Below are 18018 nucleotides of genomic sequence, written 5' to 3'. Positions count from 1 at the left end.
AATCCGCTGGGCTTCTTCTGATTCGGCGCGATACCGCGTAACGGCTATCGCGGGCAAGCCTTGCTCCTACAGACCGCGCAAATCTGTAGGAGCCGGCTTGCTGGCGATGGCATCCGCAAACACACCGCAAATCATCGCCCTGCCGCCCTGGCACAGGCTTTGCGTGCCCGCATTACACGCAACCGCAGCGCCCGAAAGTCCACAAGCTCAAAAAAAACCAGAGAGGACTTATGACTATTCCTTCCACACAGCTCAAACCCACACTCGGCACCCTGCATTTATGGGGCATTGCCGTCGGCCTGGTGATTTCCGGCGAGTACTTCGGCTGGAGTTATGGCTGGGGCACCGCAGGAACGCTGGGGTTTCTCGTCACCGCACTGATGGTGGCGACGATGTACACCTGCTTCATCTTCAGTTTTACCGAATTGACCACGGCGATTCCCCACGCAGGCGGGCCATTTGCCTACAGCCGCCGGGCCTTCGGCGAGAAAGGTGGATTGATCGCCGGTATCGCCACCCTGATTGAATTTGTCTTTGCGCCCCCGGCCATCGCCATGGCCATCGGTGCCTACCTCAACGTGCAGTACCCGGAACTGGACCCGAAGCTCGCGGCAGTCGGCGCCTACTTCATCTTCATGACCCTCAATATCCTCGGTGTCGGTATCGCGGCTGCCTTTGAATTAGTGGTCACCGTGCTGGCTGTCGCCGAACTGCTGGTGTTCATGGGCGTGGTTGCGCCAGGGTTCAGCTTCAGCAACTTCGTGCTCAACGGCTGGTCGGGTTCCAATGAGTTCACGATAGCGTCGATTCCCGGCATTTTCGCGGCCATTCCCTTCGCCATCTGGTTCTTTCTCGCCATTGAAGGCGCGGCCATGGCGGCCGAAGAAGCCAAGGACCCAAAACGCACGATTCCCCGCGCTTACGTCAGCGGCATTCTGACCCTGGTGTTCCTGGCCATCGGTGTGATGGTGATGGCCGGGGGTGTCGGCGACTGGCGTCAACTGTCGAACATCAACGACCCGCTGCCCCAGGCCATGAAAGCCGTGGTCGGCAACGATTCGACCTGGATGCACATGCTCGTGTGGATCGGCCTGTTCGGCCTGGTGGCTAGTTTCCATGGGATCATTCTTGGCTACTCGCGACAGTTCTTTGCCTTGGCCCGCGCCGGCTACCTGCCACGCGGCCTGGCCAAGCTTTCGCGGTTCCAGACCCCGCATCGGGCGATTCTCGCCGGTGGCGTGATCGGCATCGCCGCCATCTACAGCGATGGCCTGGTCAACCTGCAGGGCATGACCCTGACGGCGGCGATGATCACCATGTCGGTATTTGGCGCGATCGTGATGTACATCATCAGTATGCTGAGCCTGTTCAAGCTGCGTAAAACCGAGCCGAACCTGGAACGCACCTTCCGTGCACCGGGCTACCCGATCGTACCGGGCATCGCGCTGTTTCTGGCCGTGGTGTGCCTGGTGGCGATGGCGTGGTTCAACACCTTGATCGGGTGTGTGTTCCTCGGCTTCATGGCCGCCGGCTACCTGTATTTCCAGCTGACCGCACGGCAACGTTCAGAGGCACCGACGGACGCTATGCTCGAAGGTATCTGAATGCACCGACGCCGGGCGCACGCCCTATTTGTGAGCGCCCGATTCCTGTAGGAGCGAGACTTGCCCGAAGGGCATGATGCGGTGTGACTGAAACACTGTGTAATCGTTTTTCGCGGGCAAGCCTCGCTTCTACGGGTCATCAATTAACCAGGAGGACAGCATGGCCGTTTATGTCCATTGCGTCGGCGCCCAGACCTATCGCTTCGATAGCCTCAAGGAAGTGATGGCCAAGGCCAGCCCGGCGCGGTCCGGGGACTTCCTGGCCGGTGTCGCCGCGCTCAATGATGGCGAACGCGTCGCCGCGCAAATGGCGCTGGCTGACATCCCGCTCAGCCACTTCCTGCAGGAAGTGCTGGTTCCCTACGAGGACGATGAAGTCACCCGCCTGATCATCGACACCCACGACAAGCAGGCTTTCGCCGTCGTCAGCCACCTCACCGTCGGCGGCTTTCGCGACTGGTTGCTCAGTGATGCCGCCGACGAACAGGTCCTGCGCGCCCTCGCCCCCGGCCTGACCCCGGAAATGGCCGCGGCCGTGTCAAAGATCATGCGCGTGCAGGATCTGGTGCTGGTGGCGCAAAAAATCCGCGTGGTCACCCAGTTTCGCGGCACCCTGGGCTTGCGCGGGCGCCTGTCCACACGCCTGCAACCCAACCACCCGACCGACGAACCGGCCGGTATTGCCGCGAGCATTCTCGACGGTCTGCTGCACGGTAACGGCGATGCCATGATCGGCATCAACCCGGCCACCGACAGCATCGCCTCAATCTGCGCCATGCTGGAAATGCTCGACGCGATCATCCAGCGCTACGAGATTCCGACCCAGGCCTGCGTGCTGACCCATGTCACCACGTCTATCGAAGCGGTCAATCGTGGCGTGCCGCTGGACTTGGTGTTCCAGTCGATCGCCGGCACCGAAGCTGCGAATGCGAGCTTCGGTATCAATCTGAATGTACTCAAGGAAGGTTATGACGCCGGATTGAGCCTCAACCGCGGCACACTCGGGCAAAACCTGATGTATTTCGAAACCGGCCAGGGCAGCGCCCTGTCGGCCAACGCCCACCATGGCGTCGATCAACAAACCTGCGAAACCCGGGCCTACGCTGTCGCGCGACACTTCAAACCGTTTTTGGTGAACACCGTCGTAGGATTTATCGGTCCGGAATACCTCTATAACGGCAAACAGATTATTCGCGCCGGTCTCGAAGATCACTTCTGCGGCAAGCTGCTGGGCGTGCCGATGGGTTGCGACATCTGTTACACCAACCACGCCGAGGCCGACCAGGATGACATGGACACCCTGCTGACCTTGCTGGGCGTGGCCGGGATCAACTTCATCATGGGCATCCCCGGCTCCGACGACATCATGCTCAATTACCAGACCACGTCGTTCCACGATGCGCTCTATGCCCGGCAGACCCTGGGGCTCAAACCTGCGCCGGAGTTCGAACAGTGGCTGGCGAAAATGGGCATCTTCACCCAGGCGGACGGCCGGGTTCTGTTCGGCAACAGCCTGCCACCGGCCTTCCGCCAGGCCTTGGCGCAACTGGGATGAGTGTTGATATGGAAAAGCCGCCTTACGACCCGCACAACCCATGGCTGGAGCTGCGACGCCTGACACCAGCGCGCATTGCCCTTGGCCGTACGGGCACCAGCATGCCCACTCGCGCGCAGCTGGACTTTCAATATGCCCACGCTCAGGCCCGGGATGCGGTGCACTTGCCGTTTGACCACGGGGCATTGCGCTCACAACTGAGCGAGCGCGGGCATGCAAGTCTTTTGCTGCATAGCGCCGCCGTTGACCGCAACAGCTATTTGCAACGCCCCGATCTTGGGCGAAAACTGAGCGATGCGTCGGCCCAGGTTCTACGTGATCACGCTTCGGCCAATCCGGGCGGAGTCGACCTGGTGATCGTGGTCGCCGATGGTTTGTCAGCGTTGGCCGTTCATCGTCATACGCTGCCGTTTCTGGCGCGACTGGAGGAACAGGTTCGCGCCGAAAACTGGTCCGTCGCCCCGATCGTGCTGGTGGAACAGGGCCGCGTTGCTGTCGCCGATGAAGTCGGCGAATTGCTGGGGGCGAAAATGACCGTGATCCTGATCGGCGAGCGCCCAGGCCTGAGCTCGCCAGACAGTCTGGGGTTGTATTTCACCTATAACCCCAAAGTCGGCCTGACAGACGCCTATCGCAACTGCATCTCCAATGTGCGCCTGGAAGGCTTGAGCTACGGCATGGCGGCACACCGTTTGCTGTATTTGATGCGCGAGGCCTGTCGGCGGCAGTTATCCGGGGTCAATCTGAAGGACGAAGCGCAAGTCCAGACCCTGGACTCAGACGCCGGCGCAGACATGAAGGGAAATTTCCTACTAGGCCCGCCGGATGCCTGAAGCGCTTGCGCGTTGCACTTTCGTTCCAGTTTCAGGCAGGATCGACTCGCGGCTGCCAGGATTTCCCGTTGCCGTTCAAGCACGCAAGACAGCCACTTGAAGACGAGACCTACCATGCGGATTATTCAAGCGACCCTCGAACACCTGGACCTGCTGACCCCGTTGTTCGTCAAATATCGCGAGTTTTATGGCTCCCTGCCGTATCCGGACTCGTCCCGGGCGTTTCTCGAAAAACGCCTTCGTCGCAAAGAGTCGGTGATCTACCTGGCCCTTTCCGATGATGACAACAACAAACTGTTGGGCTTTTGTCAGTTGTACCCAAGCTTCTCTTCGCTTTCGCTTAAACGCGTGTGGATCCTCAACGACATCTACGTCGCCGAAGACGCACGTCGCCAACTGGTCGCCGACAATCTGATTCGTACCGCGAAAAAAATGGCCAAGGAAACCAATGCCGTGCGCATGCGGGTGTCTACCAGCAGCAACAACGCAGTGGCGCAGAAAACCTACGAATCCATCGGATTCAAGGAAGATACCGAGTTCAAGAACTACGTATTGCCGATCAGCGACGAGCTGTAAGGTCGCTGCAGCGGGGTCGATCTCTGCCATGCAGAGGATCGACCCCTGAGGCCGTCAATCCATCCGATGGAATTTTCCCGCCCCCTCAAACTCAAGGGTTCAGGGTGTGTTTGTGTGAGTTATTAATTGTCACCAGACTTGCGCACGTTCAACCGACATGCCCCGCTACAATCTCGACGCGCTTTTCACCACTCAACTCGTATAATGCCGATCTTTCCGGCTTGTAAGAAAAACTACGTCCGTTCGTAGGCTTTCGCGAAGTCATCCGCACAAGGCCCGCTGACTTGGACCGTTATCACAGGTGCTTTCCATGGATTTCAACCCGCTCGACCTAGTCCTGCATCTCGATGTCTACCTCGATTTGCTGGTAACCAATTACGGTCCATGGATCTACGCCATTCTGTTTCTGGTGATTTTTTGTGAAACCGGCCTGGTGGTCATGCCGTTCCTGCCGGGTGATTCGTTGCTGTTCATCGCCGGCGCAGTTGCCGCAGGTGGCGGCATGGACCCGGTGCTGCTGGGTGGCCTGCTGATGCTGGCGGCGATATTGGGCGATAGCACCAACTATGTGATCGGACGAACGGCGGGCGAACGCTTGTTCAGCAATCCGAACTCGAAGATCTTCCGCCGCGACTATCTGCAACAAACCCACGATTTCTATGAAAAGCACGGCGGTAAAACCGTGACCCTGGCGCGCTTCCTGCCCATCATCCGCACCTTTGCACCGTTCGTCGCGGGCGTTGCGCGGATGCCGTACCCGCGCTTCTTCGCCTTCAGCGTGCTGGGCACCATCCTTTGGGTCGGCGGTCTGGTCACCCTCGGTTACTTCTTCGGCAACGTACCGTTCATCAAGTCGAACCTGTCGTTGCTGGTGGTCGGCATCATCCTGCTATCGCTGGTTCCGATGATCATCGGCGTGGTGCGCAGTCGCTTCGGCAACGCAGCGTCCAAAGCTCACACGCGCTGATCCTCGATGTGGTCCCTGAGCGCCTGGCGTCGCCGGCGCATTCTGGCCAGGCACCCGATTGCCGACGATATGTGGCAACGGGTGCGCCATCACCTGAGCTTTCTCGACGGCATCACCGCGGCCCAGGACCAATGGCTGCGTGAAGCCTGCGTGCTGTTCCTCGAAGACAAACACCTGACTGCCCTGCCCGGCGTCGAATTGCATCAGGAGCAACGCCTGTTGCTCGCCGCCCAGGCGCAACTGCCGCTGATGAACCTGGGTGATCTGAACTGGTACCAGGGCTTTCACGAAATCATCCTCTACCCCGACGACTTCCTCAGCCCCCAGCGCCACCGCGACGCCAGTGGCATCGAACACGAATGGGACGGCGAGCACAGCGGTGAAGCCTGGCAGCAAGGGCCGATCATCCTCGCCTGGCCCGGTGTGATGGCCAGTGGTGGCTGGGAAGGCTACAACCTGGTCATCCACGAACTGGCGCACAAACTCGACATGCTCAACGGCGACGCCAATGGCCTGCCACCACTGCACGCCGACATGCGCGTCAGCGCCTGGGCCAAAGTCATGCAGGACGCCTACGATGACCTCGACCGGCAGCTGGAACACAACCCGGACGCCGAGACCGCCATCGACCCATACGCCGCCGAGAACCCTGCCGAGTTCTTCGCCGTCACCAGTGAATACTTCTTCAGCGCCCCGGATTTGCTGCACGAGGCTTATCCACAGGTGTATGAGCAGTTGCAGCTGTTCTACCGCCAGGATCCGCTCGGAAGATTGAAGCAACTTCAGGCGCATGATCCGGTCTATCAGCCACACGACTAAGGTCTACACGACTTCTGGTCCATGGCGTCGGCGTAGGAATATGCCTATAATCGCCGCCACTTTTTGGTCAATCCGGCCAAGTGTTTTTGGTCAACTAACGGGGGCAACGCCCAATGAGCTACAGCAAGATTCCGGCTGGCAAAGACCTGCCGAACGACATCTACGTCGCGATCGAGATTCCGGCCAACCACGCGCCGATCAAATACGAAATCGACAAAGACAGCGATTGCCTGTTCGTTGACCGTTTCATGGCCACCCCAATGTTCTACCCGGCCAACTACGGTTACATCCCGAACACTCTGGCCGACGACGGTGATCCCCTCGACGTGCTGGTCGTGACCCCTTATCCGGTTGCACCAGGTTCGGTGATCCGCGCCCGTCCGGTCGGCATCCTGAACATGACCGACGACGGCGGCGGCGATGCCAAAGTCATCGCCGTTCCACACGACAAGCTGTCGCAGCTGTACGTCGACGTGAAGGAATACACCGACCTGCCTGCCCTGCTGATCCAGCAGATCGAGCACTTCTTCGCGAACTACAAAGATCTCGAAAAAGGCAAATGGGTGAAGATCGAAGGCTGGGCCGGCGCAGACGCCGCCCGCGAAGCGATCACCAAGTCGGTAGCTGCCTACAAAGGCTAAGCCGCCGCGGTACGCTTCTGGCGACCCGCTTCAAGAAAAACCCCGGTGATCCGGGGTTTTTTGTGGGCGCTTGAAAAGCATCACTTAAACGCCCTGTTTAAGATGGCTCTGTTTTGGTTTTTTCTTGTTTAATTTTCGCCGTTTACGTCTTACATCAAGTCTTAAATTTCCCTCGATTTTGAACGGCTCGTTTATTCAAAGCCTTATTCCGCCTCCGTAGACTCGTGTTTATGAAAAAGAACACTAGCGGCCCACGCTTTCGAGCGCTCCTTCGACTTGCCAACATCACGACATCCGGTTTTGCCGAGTTTTTGAACACGGCACCACAAAATGTCCACAACTGGTACACCCGAGGTGTGCCCGCCCACTGCCTGGAAGAAGTCGCCACGCGACTTTCCGTGAACAGGGAATGGCTGAAAACCGGTGAAGGCCAGAAAGATGCCCGGCATCTGCGCGTGGCCGACGAGTCGGGCAACGTCTTCGACGCCCAGGCCATCCGCGGCGTCTATACCGTGGTCGAACCCACCGATGTCGACTTGCCGTTCTACAAGGAAGTCCCGACGACCACTGACCCCAACAAAACTCACGTCGTCGAGGACCGAGAAGAGTCCATACGCCTTCCCCGCAGCCACCTCGACTCCCTGGAAATCAACCACTGCGACGCCATCTGCGCCCGTATGGTCGGCAACAGCATGGCCGAGAAAATCGAAGAAGGTTCGACGATCGCCATCGACCGCGGCCTGACACAAATCGTCGACGGCCAGATTTACGCTGTCGAGCACGACGGCATGCTGCGCATCAAATACCTGCACCGAATCCCCGGCAACGCCCTGCGGATGCGCAGCCACAACAGCGGCGAGTACCCAGACGAAATCCTCAGGCGCGAACAGATCGAAGAACAGAACTTCAGGGTGTTGGGTTGGGTGTTCTGGTGGTCGACGCTGAACAAACGCAGGCCGGAGGTGCCGTTCCTGTAAAACATCAGCAATCGCGGATGTCGGTCGCATCGCGAGGCTCTGGTCGGCACCTTCTACTGGGAATTTCCATCAAACCTGCGTATGCTGCGCCCCACATTTGCGCATCGACCCGCCCCGCGGCTCAGATCGCACCGACAAGGCAGATGACTTTCTCGCCGAGTCCCGCAGCCGGACGCAAGATCCGGGTGTACGTTTTGAAGGCTGGCGCGGTTTACCAAAAATGATCCAAGCCAGTCCCCGAGAAGCCGGCCACAAGCCGGCTTTTTAATGCCTGCTGAAAAGCAGTCCTCTGATCTGAAAAATCAGAATGGGGTTGTCTCGCTGTGGATGCCATTGCTACTGTAACGACAAACGTCATTACAGGTGTCCGACCATGGCCTCCATCAATATCCGCATCGACGATGAACTCAAGCAGCGTTCATTTGCTGAGCTGGAAAAACTCGGCGTAACGCCTTCAGAGCTTCTTCGCCAAACCCTTCAATATGTCGCCGAACGCGGGAAATTGCCTTTCAAGGTGGCATTACTCAGTGAAGAGGATGAACCTCTCATCGCCGTGGTCACCGAACGTCTTGCCTCCCCTCAGCGAGTCAAGGTAAGTCTGGATGACCTGTAGACTAAGTCCGTCGACTGACTTGTCTCAGCAGCGCCGATACTGAAAAACAGACAGAGTCACCACCGCCCCCTCACGGATAACTAAACCCCTTAACCAACGTCAACTCCCCCACCGCCCTCATCGGCACCAGAAAAGTCTCCATCTTCTCGCTAGGCGTCCCCTCCTCCGTAATCACCGTCACCTGCGCCGTGGTCAGCGGTTGTACCGCGTCTTCCTGCCCTTCTTCATCACTGCGATAACCACCGCCGAAATAGTTCACATAGACCAGATACTGCCCTTTGATCGGTGCGGGCATGGCGAAGATTTCCGGGCCGTAGCCGGTGGTGACGTCGACGTCGAGGGCGGCGCCGTTGGCGACGGCACGGTCGCCGTACCAGATGTGGGCGCCGTCGGGGGTGATGAGGTGCAGGTCCAGGTCGGTGCCGTCGCTGTCCCAGGCCAGCAGGACGCGGAGTTTGGCCGGGGTGGCGCCGCCGCTGGCGTTGAGGAATTGCGTGCGCTGGCGTTGTTGGCCGTCGGGGCTGCGGACTTCGACGCTGTTGCTGCCGTTGGGAAAGGAGAACGGGCGATCGAAGCGACCGGCGGGGTCGATCTTCAGGGGCATGCTCACGCCATTCACGACCAGGCGACCGGGCTCAGCGGATTTGGGCGTTGCGCTGATCTGACCGCTGATGCGTGCGGTGTTGGCCTGCCCTGCCGGGGTGTTGACCGAAGAGGCCGGGTAATTGACGGTCTGGCGGAAACTCTCGCCTTCACCTTCTGGCGCACCGGTTCGCCAGCCACCGTTTGGCGTGTCGAGTTTGATGCCTTGCGCCATTGCCAACGGCAGTGCCGTCAGCGAACAAAGCAACAGCAAGACCTGTGGATAACGAAGTGTCATGGTCTATTCCAGCAAAAGGTGGCGGGCGAGCCCTTCGATGTAGGTTTCATCCTGGCCGTTGGGGTGAGCTTCAAAGGCCAGGTGCAGGTATTCGTGGGTCAGGTCGAGGCGATCCTGCAAGGACAGTGCGCCGCGCACGTAGATGCGCTGGCGTTCGCGGTCGACATAGGGTCGGCCGAATCCCAGGCGGCAGACTGCAAAGGTGCTGACTTCGCTGTAACCGGCCTCGCTTTCCAACCGCATACGCCAGCCACGCCGTTGTTTCTGCAGCCAGTCCTGCGCCGCGGGCAAGGTTTCGCAGGAGGCAACGGGGTTGTCCCAGCGACTGAGGCTGGCACGCGGATAGGCGTGCAGCAGGATGGCGTCGTAGCGCTGGCCGGCGTTGGCTTGTTCCACGGCTTGTTGCCAGGAGAGTTTGTCCGGGCCGGGTTGGTCGGAGTGGTAGGTGACGCCGGTGCCGGCAAGCACGAGGTCGTTGGTCCATGCGGCGATGTTGCGCGCCTCGGTGGTGGCCGGACGTGGGGCGACTCGTTGCCGTTGGCTGCTGTCGTCGATGCTCAGGCATTCACCGTTACGCGTGGCGTTTTGCAGCAGGTAGGTACGGATGGCGACCGCCAGGGCCTTGGCGGCCTCGACAGGTTCGGCAGCGGCTTCACGCTGTAGCACGCGGGCGACGTATTCCTCGCGATCCAGACGGGCGACGATCTTGTCCTTCAGCAAAAACAGTTCACCGTTGCTGTGGATATCGAGCTGGTTGCCGTTGCTGAATTCGACGCGAAAGTCGCCTTGCATCGGCCCGGAAGCAACAACACGATCTCCCGCCAGAACGCGCCCGATCGGATAGCGTGAAAACAGCTCCACCTCGACACATCGCCCAGGATCCACCGGCCAATCAACCGGCAACACCGAAGCCAAGGCTTGAGCGTAATTGCGCAGAACCCTCTGACTGGTCCCCCGTCCACCCGCCCAGATCGGCGTGCCCTTCGCCGTCCAACCGGCGAACCCGCCCTGACGCGACGAAGGATCATGTTCATCCAACCAACTCCAGGTTTTCACCCGCAAGCGGCCACCGAGTTCGCCCACGACGTTGCCGTCGGCGGCGTTCAACACCACGTCAAGCAACACCCGCCGCGCCTGATCCTGTGCGGGCAGCACGGCCAGCATTTGCAGCAACTCCACTACCGAAACACGTGTGGACGGTTGCATCGCAGGCAAATCAAGCAGCCACTGCGGCGCTTTGCGCGCTTGCCAATACTGGCGCCAATCCGCGGCGGAAATGCCCAATCGCGCAGGCTCGAAGTACAACCCGCAGGACTTCACCAACGCCTGATCGCGTTCGATCCTGCCACCCGCAGTACAGCAATAAACCTCTTCTTTGGACTGCCCGCGACATTCATACGCAGGTTCTCGGGCACCGGTATCGACCAGCCAGCCGTAGACAAACAACTTCCACAAACTACCCAAAGGCGCCTGCAATGAGTCGGGCAACGGCTCCCGAGCGATCACCCGGGTCCCGCTCAACGACAACAGTTCGCCTTCGAATCCCAGTCGCAGCGGGGCTTCCTGCGCTGTCGTCAGCGCAGGGAACAAACACAGCAGCCACCAGAGCAAACGTCGGGTCATGTCAGTTGACCGTGATCTGACCAAGCGCCGGTTTCTGTTCCTGGGCCTGATGCTGCGGTGAATAGACTTGAGTGAAACGCACCGGCGGTAGATGGAATTGGCCTTTTTGCGAGAAGCGCACCAGATGGCGCAGCCGCAGCTCGCCACTCAAGGCATCCACTGGAATCGCGTAAGCCATCTGACCCGGCTCGAAGCGCGCCTTCTCCAGCGCCGTCGGTTCGGTGCCGGCCTTACCCATCAACTTGATGCCCCACGTGGTGCGCTCGACATCCGCGCCCGGCGGCAGCGGCACTTCGATCATCCCGTATCGCAGCGGCCTGGCGGCTTTGCTGGTGATGATGATTTCGTCCAGATACAGGCTGTCGCTGGACAGCGGCTTGCTGCCCACCGCTTCGAGCTTGAAAGTGAATGCAGCGTCACCCGGCACCAATCGCGACAGGCGACGAGTGATGGACACGGCCATCGGCTCGACGGCCGGTTGCCGGGTCTGGAAGCTCAATGCCGCACGCAGCGGACGCTCCTGAACACCGGACAGCGACAACACACTCGGCACCGGCGTCGCGCCCTGCCACGTCCAGTACATTTCACCCGTGACACTGTGTTGCTTCTTCCAGCCCTCTCCCGGCGCCAGTGCGATGGTCGGCGAAGCCTGCTCGATACTGCGTTGCAGCCAGCTCAGCGCCAGTGCCCGTTCAAGGGTCGATTGCTGCGGCAACAGCCGTTGCAGCAGCGCCTGCGCACGGAGCTGATCGAACGGCTGCAGCGACAGATTCAGCGCTTCGGCAAACGGCTGCGAGCTCACAGCCAAACGCTGTTGCGCATCAGCCAAATGCCGATTGAAGGCCTCCGGCAGCGCGACCTTCGATTGCCTGGCCAGCGACGCGGTCAACACCCGCGCCGCCGCCAGCCCCAAGGCCGAATCCGGATCGCTCATGACCAGGCTGTCTTCACCGCCCTCCATCAAGTTCGCGGCAACGCCCTCGCCCGCTTTCGCCAGATCGTCCATCAACCCGCTGAGCAAGGTGTTGATCGGCAACTGCATCTGTTTGGCGAACGCCACAATCAACGCCCGCTGCAACAGCGGCGTGTTGTTCGCCTGCTTGGCATACACCTCCAGCACCCGCTGCCAATGCTCCGGTGGCAGGCTCAATTGCAGCACCTGGCTGGCGTGCCAGTCGGCGAAATAGGCGTAGGCAGTCAGGAACGCATCCGGCTCACCGTCCATGCCCCACCAGGTGAAACTCGCCGAAGGCCCGGCCATTTGCACCAGGCGCAAATGGCTGTTCTGCATGATCAGGCGCAAGCGATCGCGGATCTGCGGATTCGACGACAGCGTCGGATACGCGATGCTCAGCGGCAGCAAGCGACTGGCGGTCTGCTCGACGCCGCCGTAGGGATAACTCAGCAGATCATCGAGCGCCGAGCGGAACAGCGCTTGCGGACTGTCGTCCAGACGCAGGCGAATGTCCGTTGCATCTGCCGGCAACGCCAGCGGTGTATCACCACTGGCGACATCCAGGCTTTGGCTTTGTGTCACTTGCCAACCTTCGCCGGTCGCGCTCAAGTGCACAGCCAAGGCATCGACGGTTTTGCCGTCCTGCACCAGTTCTGCGGTCCACTCGCCCGTGCCCAAGGCAAACGTCGGTAACGGGATGTAGTTGATGCCGCTGTTGAGCGTGACGGCGATGCGCTGCTCGGCGCCCGCGTAATGTGTCACCAGCTCAGCCTTGACCGGATCTTGCGACTGACTGAAAGCAAACACACCGAGATCGGGTTTGTCCCCAGTGCGGAATTTGCCGGGTCCGCTCCACTTCAGGTACAGCGGTTTTTCCGAGCGCACGAATTGCTTCTTCTGCCCCACCGCACCGTCGTCGGCGATGGCCCGGGCGGTGATGCGCCAGCGGGTCAACGAGTCCGGCATCTTGAAGGTGAAGCGGGTTTTGCCGTTGGCATCAGTGAGCAGTTCCGGTTGCCACGCGGCGGTGTCGACGTCTTCGCGCCGCGGCCGTTCCAGCACTTTCACCCCGCGTTCACTGCGATTGGCTTTGCCCGGCGCACCGGGGCTGCCCGGCAGCGCGACGTCATAGCTGATGAACGACAGGCTGGCACTGGTGCGCACATTGTTGCGGCGTGGGTGATAGAAGAACTGGTCGATGCTCGGTGCCACTTCCGGTTGCAGGGCATAGACCATTTCGTCGACCACACTGACCGTCAGATGCGCGGGGATTGGCTTGCCGGCGAACTGCGTCGTCAGGTCCACCGATACCGTTTCACCCGGCTGGTAGGTGTCTTTGTCGGTGGTGATCGCCACGTCGATCTGCGGCGTAATCACTTTGATGCCGGCGTTCTGGAAGCTGTACTGCCCGCCCTTGGTGTACAGCACCGAGAACGTCAGGTTCGGGGCGAAACCGTCCTTCACCGGGATGCGCGCGCGGTACTGGGTGTCGCTGAGTTTCTCCATCTTCAGCCAGTCGCCGCCCTTGGACAGCAGCGCGGTGGCTTCGACCTTGTCGCGCTCCAGCGACAGCAGCGCATCGTTGATCGGCTCGGGGAAAGTGATCAACGCCAGTGCTTCATCGCCGGCCTTGTACTCGGGTTTATCGAGGACGATTTCGACGGTTCCCGGCACGGCTTTGACCCCGTCGCCGGTGACTGAATGACCGGTGGCGCCGAGGGTTCGGCCGTGGTCGTCCCTGAGCGTCAGGTTGTAGGTGCCGGGACGATCGAAGGCCAGGGTGAAACCTATGTCGGTGGCCGCGAGCTTACCTTCGCCGCTGCTCTGGTCTTCCAGACGAACCCAGCCATAGCTGCTCGGGGTGACCGCTGACTTCTGCTCGCTTTCGATGACGAAGCTGAACGCAACCTTGTCGCCCACCGCACTGAAGCGCTGCGGTGCGCTCAAGCGGAAATTCGCGGCGCCTCGGTCGATGAGGATTTCCTTGGTGGTCTTGACCCGATACGCCGCGCCATCACTGGCGAACACGGTGAGCATGTAGCGGCTCGGTTTGTCGGCGGCCGGCAGGTCCAGGGTCGCGTTGCCCTGGGCGTCAGTGGTCAATTCGGTGCTGGTCAGTTCCACCGGGAATTGCCCGAGGTATTGCAGTTCGTTGTCGACCATCGACAGTTGCTGGGCACGCAGGCTCAGGGTCAACTTGGCATTGGCCACCGGTTTGCCGTCCGGGTAGAGCAACACCAGACTGCCCTTGACCGGCTCGCCGGTGCGGTAATCCTGCTTGGCCAGATTGAGGGAAATCTCGAAGTGCGGCTTGATGTATTCAGCCACGCGGAAGGCACTGCTGTAAGCCTGATCCTTGTAGCTGAAGCGCAACTCGTATCCACCGGCCACGGCGTTGTCCGGCAGCTGGAAACGGCCCTGGGTGCCGGCCTTCGAATCGAGTTTCAAGTCCAGGGTTTGCAGGGCCGTACCGGTCGCATCCAGTACCGTCACGTTGACATCGGCAGCGCTTGGCTGCACCGAATCCCGGGCGTTCTTGAATTCACGGCCAACGATTTTCAGCGACACCCAATCCCCCGGCCGATACAGCGGCCGGTCAGTGAAGGCATAGAGTTTGGTGTCGTAGATTTCGCTGTCGTAATAGAAGTTTTCCGAGACAAAAACCCCGCCCTCTTCGTCCTCGCCAATCACGAACGAACGCTCGGGGCTGACGTGTTTCAAACGCAGCAAACCATCGACATCGGTAGCACCGCTGCTCATCACGCCCAAACCGTCAGTCCACAGCACATTGACCTTGGGCACCGAACTGCCTTGGTGTTTGCGCGCGGCCCACACCAGTAATTCATCACCGGCAATCTTGCTCACCGCCACGGTGTTGGAGACGAACACCATGGTGGTCGCGCGGTACTTGCCGATCAGCGCTTCCACCAGGTACAGACCCGGCTTCAAGTTGCCCAACGGGATGTAGACGTTGCCCGGTGCGACGCTGACGAACTCACTGGAAGAGCCGGCCAGATTCACCCCTTCCGGTGGCTGGATCGGCTTGGCCTGCCACAGCGGATAACGGAACTGGCTGACCACCGGCAGGCCCGGAATCAAGGCAAATTGCGGTTGCGCGTCGTAGGGTGTCGGCGCGGCCATGGCAGCGCCCATTTTCAGTTCCGGCACTTCCTCGGTGACTTGTTTGCGCGACTCGTAGGAGAACGCCCGCTGCATCACCCGCCGCGACTTGCGGTACCAGTTATCCCACAGATAGGCGAGCGTGTTGGACAGCCCTTCGCCCTTGAACTGGCCGTCGCTGACCACGCGGTGCAGGTTCTTCTGGCGCTTGAGAAAGTCCAGCGGCTTGTCGATGCGATACACGCGAATGTCGGCACCGCCATAGGGCTCCATGCGGAAGCGGCGGTAGTCGCGGCCCGGCGCTTCGAGGCGCACCATCGCCTGTTCATCACTGGCAAAACTGCTGTCGGCCAACAGGAAAAAGCTTTCACCGGATACCGGCGTGTAGCCGCTGGGCTCGACGGTGTCTTGGGCGTTGACTGCCGAGAACGGCAACACCATGACCAACAACAGAGACAGAAAACGCAGCATGCGGGCACCGGTCATTGGGAGAGAAAATTCAGTCGATAGACGCCGATGAAGTTGGGGTTGGCTGCATCGGGTATCCATCGGGTGTCCTTCCATGTCATGAGTTGTTGCAGGCTTGCCGAACGCATGCCGTTATCGGTGGGAGTGGTGGTGCCGGTGTGATAGGCGATGAAGCGCCCCATCCAGATCATCAGGTGCTGGTCGTCGCCCTGATCGAAGAACATCAGGTCGCCGGGGCGCGCCTGGGACACATCGCGGCCGACCAGATGACTGTTGAACTGGATCAACTTGATCGCGTTGACGTACGGCCCGACCTTGCCGCCGCCCTGTTGCCATTGCTGGGCGAGGCTGCGCTGGGCGTCGCTCAGCTGCAGCTCCGGCGGCAGGTAGCGATTGGACAGACCATTGCTGCGCAGCCATTTGTCGTCGTGGACTTTCAGCGCTTCGTTGGCGGCAAAGCGCACCAACCCGGCGCAGTCCTGTTGGTACCAGCGCGGGCTCGGGCCTTGGCTCAGTTGTTCCTGGGCGATGCGCACGAACCATGCACGGAACACCTGGGATTGCTGCGCATCCAGCGCCGGTGCATCGAGCGCCCGGGCACTCGCGCTCAACAGCAAGGCAAGCAAGCCGAGACTGCGGATCCACCCATTCACAGCGCTTTCCACTCCAGCGGCAACCATTGCCAGTGACCGTCCGGCTCGCTGCCTTCGGGCAAGGTCAGGGCATATTTGCCGTAGCCGCCGAGCGTGCGCAGTTTGGGGATCAGGTAGGTTTGCGCGGCGTTGTAGAACACCGGTTCCATGTCCTGCGGCAGGCTGTCGAGGGTTTCCTGCTGGATCAGCTGCGCCATGGAGTCAGGGCCGAAGTAGATCGGCATCAGCCGGTCTTTGGGCAACACGTCGGCCATCGGTGGGAAGCGCTTGTCGAGGGTGCCGAGAGCCTTGTCCACCAATTTGTCGTCGAGGGAAAACAGCAGCGTTGAACCATGTCGCGCAAGGCTTACACGCATGAACGCCTTACCGCTGATGGCGTCCGGATGTTCTGCATCCTTGGCCGCGTAGGGACCGAAACTGGAGCTGACCTGACGCTGCCATTGATGGCTCTGGCCTTGCTGTTTCTCCACCACCGGGAACACATGCTCATCGACCTTGCTTTCATGGGCGCCGACCATCGAACCGAACAACTTGCCCAGATCGCCATCCATGCTGGCGCTGTCTTGATCCTTGAGCCCGGCCACCAGCAGCGGTGTGTACAGTCGCGAATCGGCATACCAGCAAAGCCCTGCCGCACCGGCCATGTGTTCGGTCAGTGCTTGAGCCGCGCGCTCTTCGGCACCGAGTTTTACCAGCAACGGTTTTTGTTGTTCGGCCGCCAGCGGCAGGGCGACGCACGCGCTCGCGCCCATCGGCATGGCTTGCCAGACCGGTTTGAAATCGAAGTCTGGCTGATTCTCCAGCTCATCCATGGCGAGGAAGCTGTGCCAGCCTTTATCGTCCATGTCGAAACGCAGACCGGCGAAATTCGGGATGAAGCGCTGATAACCCATGGCCAACACGCTGGCGTTGACCGACAGCCGTTGCTTTACCTCGGGCGCACGGGGTGGCAGACCGAAAGCTTCGGGAAACAGTTTTTCGCCATTGAGCAAAGCGGCGATGGACTGGGTCGAAACGCTGCCGGCTTCCTGTGCCATGCCACTTTGCGGGTCATAAAGCTTGGTCGGATTCGACAGCACCACGAGTTTGTCGCCATGGGAAGCGAACACCAGCGCCTTGCTGGCGTTGTAGGTGAGCTGATACAGCTCGACGTTATCGGCGCCGACTTTCACCTCTGCGATTTTGCTCAGTTGCGAATCATCCAGCGCCACTTTCGCCAGCGGTTCCAGCACCTTGGCCAGGCCGCCGCGATCCATCACCAGCAGGAAATCCCTCAGACGCCCATCCGCCCCGCGCCACAGCGCGACATCTGCCGGCTGGTCGAACAGTTGCTCGATCAAGGAGTCCTGCAGTTTCAAATCGTGTTCATAAATGATCCGCCGCAGGCTGCCGATCAGGCCAAGACGATCGGCGTGGGTTTGGTAATAGAAGACGAAGTCTTCAGTCAGGGTTTCCTTGAGGAACGGCACGGCCAGCAAATCCTTGGGCAATTGGCTCAAGGAGTGGGTTTCGAGCAAGCCATCGGGGCGGCTCATGCCAAGTTTTTCCGCCGCCAGTTGCGGTGCCGGGGCTGTGCTTTTTTTCATCAGCCAGCCCATGCCGGCAGCCACAGCGGCGACCAGGCACAGCCCGAGCACAATGACCGGCCAACGGCGAGACGGTTTGGTGCGCGGCGTATCGGCAGCCGGAGAAACAGTGTTATCGCTCATTTCACAAAACCCGATGTCATCCGTG

The 18018-nt window shown here is 60.3% G+C and carries 14 protein-coding genes; 9 read left to right on the top strand and 5 right to left on the bottom strand.

The annotated features are described in order from the left end of the window. Positions 1-230 precede the first annotated feature (230 nt). The 9 genes from eat to D8U69_RS14935 all read left to right on the top strand — a co-directional run bounded on the left by eat (position 231) and on the right by D8U69_RS14935 (position 8585). Positions 231-1604 (top strand): ethanolamine permease, encoded by a 1374-nt coding sequence (gene eat, locus D8U69_RS14975; RefSeq protein WP_056855826.1) that lies wholly within the window; start codon positions 231-233, stop codon positions 1602-1604. 160 nt (positions 1605-1764) lie between these two features. Next, positions 1765-3159 (top strand): ethanolamine ammonia-lyase subunit EutB, encoded by a 1395-nt coding sequence (locus tag D8U69_RS14970; protein WP_056855827.1) that lies wholly within the window; start codon positions 1765-1767, stop codon positions 3157-3159. A gap of 8 nt (positions 3160-3167) precedes the next feature. Beyond that, complete coding sequence (eutC, locus tag D8U69_RS14965) at positions 3168-3992, top strand: ethanolamine ammonia-lyase subunit EutC (RefSeq protein ID WP_130907621.1); 825 nt, start codon at positions 3168-3170, stop codon at positions 3990-3992. Between the two features lie 114 nt (positions 3993-4106). After that, positions 4107-4568: a GNAT family N-acetyltransferase gene (locus tag D8U69_RS14960; RefSeq protein WP_056855829.1), complete on the top strand. Its 462-nt coding sequence runs from the start codon at positions 4107-4109 to the stop codon at positions 4566-4568. 310 nt (positions 4569-4878) lie between these two features. Then, entirely contained in the window at positions 4879-5535 is a 657-nt protein-coding gene (locus D8U69_RS14955) for a DedA family protein (RefSeq protein WP_056855830.1), read from the top strand. A gap of 6 nt (positions 5536-5541) precedes the next feature. Beyond that, positions 5542-6354 (top strand): M90 family metallopeptidase, encoded by an 813-nt coding sequence (locus tag D8U69_RS14950; protein ID WP_056855831.1) that lies wholly within the window; start codon positions 5542-5544, stop codon positions 6352-6354. Between the two features lie 113 nt (positions 6355-6467). Then, entirely contained in the window at positions 6468-6995 is a 528-nt protein-coding gene (gene ppa, locus D8U69_RS14945) for an inorganic diphosphatase (RefSeq protein WP_007990564.1), read from the top strand. Positions 6996-7225: 230 nt separating this feature from the next. Continuing rightward, positions 7226-7972 (top strand): S24 family peptidase, encoded by a 747-nt coding sequence (locus D8U69_RS14940; protein WP_056855832.1) that lies wholly within the window; start codon positions 7226-7228, stop codon positions 7970-7972. A gap of 373 nt (positions 7973-8345) precedes the next feature. Next, positions 8346-8585: a type II toxin-antitoxin system RelB/DinJ family antitoxin gene (locus D8U69_RS14935; RefSeq protein ID WP_130907620.1), complete on the top strand. Its 240-nt coding sequence runs from the start codon at positions 8346-8348 to the stop codon at positions 8583-8585. A gap of 70 nt (positions 8586-8655) precedes the next feature. Here D8U69_RS14935 and D8U69_RS14930 read toward each other — a convergent pair whose 3' ends face one another. The 5 genes from D8U69_RS14930 to D8U69_RS14910 are packed head-to-tail and all read right to left on the bottom strand — an operon-like array spanning position 8656 to position 17993. Continuing rightward, complete coding sequence (locus D8U69_RS14930; RefSeq protein WP_130907619.1) at positions 8656-9465, bottom strand: DUF2135 domain-containing protein; 810 nt, start codon at positions 9463-9465, stop codon at positions 8656-8658. Positions 9466-9468: 3 nt separating this feature from the next. Next, positions 9469-11088, bottom strand: coding sequence for a DUF2300 domain-containing protein (locus D8U69_RS14925; RefSeq protein WP_130907618.1), 1620 nt, complete (start codon positions 11086-11088; stop codon positions 9469-9471). A gap of 1 nt (position 11089) precedes the next feature. Continuing rightward, the gene (locus D8U69_RS14920; protein ID WP_130907617.1) at positions 11090-15649 is read right to left on the bottom strand and encodes an alpha-2-macroglobulin; all 4560 of its coding nucleotides are present in this window, start codon (positions 15647-15649) and stop codon (positions 11090-11092) included. Continuing rightward, entirely contained in the window at positions 15646-16311 is a 666-nt protein-coding gene (locus D8U69_RS14915; protein WP_056855835.1) for a DUF1175 family protein, read from the bottom strand. The genes D8U69_RS14920 and D8U69_RS14915 overlap by 4 nt, the downstream gene beginning before the upstream one ends. Continuing rightward, positions 16281-17993 carry a DUF2138 domain-containing protein gene (locus D8U69_RS14910; protein WP_130907616.1) on the bottom strand — a complete coding sequence of 571 codons (1713 nt, stop codon included), beginning with the start codon at positions 17991-17993 and terminating at the stop codon, positions 16281-16283. The genes D8U69_RS14915 and D8U69_RS14910 overlap by 31 nt, the downstream gene beginning before the upstream one ends. Positions 17994-18018 lie beyond the last annotated feature (25 nt).

The sequence above is a fragment of the Pseudomonas sp. Sample_16 genome, from assembly GCF_004307665.1.
Taxonomy (GTDB): Bacteria; Pseudomonadota; Gammaproteobacteria; order Pseudomonadales; family Pseudomonadaceae; genus Aquipseudomonas.
This window is presented reverse-complemented; position numbering and strand designations above follow the sequence as displayed.

Bases quoted from the DNA above. Each gene is read 5' to 3' on its own strand.
- D8U69_RS14920 (WP_130907617.1), bottom strand. From the start codon at position 15,649: ATGACCGGTGCCCGCATGCTGCGTTTTCTGTCTCTGTTGTTGGTCATG.
- D8U69_RS14915 (WP_056855835.1), bottom strand. From the start codon at position 16,311: ATGGTTGCCGCTGGAGTGGAAAGCGCTGTGAATGGGTGGATCCGCAGT.
- D8U69_RS14940 (WP_056855832.1), top strand. From the start codon at position 7,226: ATGAAAAAGAACACTAGCGGCCCACGCTTTCGAGCGCTCCTTCGACTT.
- D8U69_RS14970 (WP_056855827.1), top strand. From the start codon at position 1,765: ATGGCCGTTTATGTCCATTGCGTCGGCGCCCAGACCTATCGCTTCGAT.
- ppa (WP_007990564.1), top strand. From the start codon at position 6,468: ATGAGCTACAGCAAGATTCCGGCTGGCAAAGACCTGCCGAACGACATC.
- eat (WP_056855826.1), top strand. From the start codon at position 231: ATGACTATTCCTTCCACACAGCTCAAACCCACACTCGGCACCCTGCAT.
- D8U69_RS14955 (WP_056855830.1), top strand. From the start codon at position 4,879: ATGGATTTCAACCCGCTCGACCTAGTCCTGCATCTCGATGTCTACCTC.
- eutC (WP_130907621.1), top strand. From the start codon at position 3,168: ATGGAAAAGCCGCCTTACGACCCGCACAACCCATGGCTGGAGCTGCGA.
- D8U69_RS14960 (WP_056855829.1), top strand. From the start codon at position 4,107: ATGCGGATTATTCAAGCGACCCTCGAACACCTGGACCTGCTGACCCCG.
- D8U69_RS14950 (WP_056855831.1), top strand. From the start codon at position 5,542: ATGTGGTCCCTGAGCGCCTGGCGTCGCCGGCGCATTCTGGCCAGGCAC.
- D8U69_RS14925 (WP_130907618.1), bottom strand. From the start codon at position 11,088: ATGACCCGACGTTTGCTCTGGTGGCTGCTGTGTTTGTTCCCTGCGCTG.
- D8U69_RS14910 (WP_130907616.1), bottom strand. From the start codon at position 17,993: ATGAGCGATAACACTGTTTCTCCGGCTGCCGATACGCCGCGCACCAAA.
- D8U69_RS14935 (WP_130907620.1), top strand. From the start codon at position 8,346: ATGGCCTCCATCAATATCCGCATCGACGATGAACTCAAGCAGCGTTCA.
- D8U69_RS14930 (WP_130907619.1), bottom strand. From the start codon at position 9,465: ATGACACTTCGTTATCCACAGGTCTTGCTGTTGCTTTGTTCGCTGACG.